The organism is Celeribacter persicus, from assembly GCF_003050785.1.
Classification (GTDB): domain Bacteria; phylum Pseudomonadota; class Alphaproteobacteria; order Rhodobacterales; family Rhodobacteraceae; genus Celeribacter; species Celeribacter persicus.
Window position 1 is genome coordinate 1 of the sequence record NZ_QAOH01000092.1, and the last position, 1,136, is coordinate 1,136.

Annotated in this window: 1 protein-coding gene; it reads left to right on the top strand. The window is 51.1% G+C overall.

The window, feature by feature from the left end:
* Positions 1-239: 239 nt before the first annotated feature.
* Entirely contained in the window at positions 240-914 is a 675-nt protein-coding gene (locus C8N42_RS21350) for an AAA family ATPase (protein ID WP_146168317.1), read from the top strand.
* Positions 915-1,136: the final 222 nt, after the last annotated feature.

The window sequence follows — 1,136 nt, forward strand, 5'->3', positions numbered from 1 at the left end:
TGGCCAGCTCGCTGACTGTTTCTTCGCCTTTCAGCGCTGCCAACGCCACCTTGGCTTTGAACTCTGGGTGATGTTGCTTCCGTTTCGACATATCTGATCTCCTGCGTGTTGAAGATCAGCAGACTACAAATCGCAGCTTACGTCAGTGTCCGAATTTCGGGAGGTAGCTCAGAGGTCGTCAAAGTGGGCGCATTGATGTGCCTCCTGTTGGACTGCATGGGGAAGGACTACCGGAGGCCGTGTCGAGTATTCTCAGCGAATGGGGTCGCTTGCGAAACCGCGAGAGAAGAAAGTCAGGCTCAGGGGGGAAAGAATGGGAAATTCTCGATAAGTGTATGGACCTAGTGTGGTTGCCGGGATGGGCTTCTTCATTCGGAGTGCATCGAGGGAAGCCCCAGCTCACTTCACGAGATGTTGTTGAACGCTCTAGCGAAACCGTTTATTTCGTAGACCGTTTTATGCATGCCAGCCGGAATAGGCTTTCTGTCTATGACAGCAGTGAGGGCACTTTATTCCTTCTATTTGCTGCTATTATCCTTTCCCACCCAGAAGCTCCTAGGGTTTTCGCTCTGGACAATGTGGATAACGCATTGAACCCAAAACTCACCAGAAAGCTTGTTGAACAAATCGTGTCAGTGGTCAGCACTACTGCCGCTTCAGACACCGAGCTGGGAGCTCGCCAAGTTTTCCTGACCAGCCACAACCCCACTGCACTCGATGCATTCGATTTGTTTAGCAAAGATCAACGAGTGTTCGTTGTTCGCCGAAATGATAGGGGGCACACCACCGTTGAAAGGTTGCAGCCTCATCCGGAAATGTCCCGACAAGATTGGATGTTGGCGATGAATGGCCGCAATCTTTCACAAGTCTGGTTGGACGGAGACATCCCCGGAGCTTTAGGTGACCATCTATGAGAATTGGGATTGTTTGCGAAGGCCCTACAGATTCCTATGCGATTTGCTTTTTTATGAGGCATGCACTTTCTCAGATAGGTATTGAGGCGGAGTTCGTAGCCCTTCAGCCAGAAATGGACAATACTTCGGTCACGTCCGTCAAGGTGGTGTAATTTGTCGGGTGGCCTGAGGTCATGATCAGGCGGCTTGGGTTGTGATGCTGAGAATGGGGTCTGTCTCCTC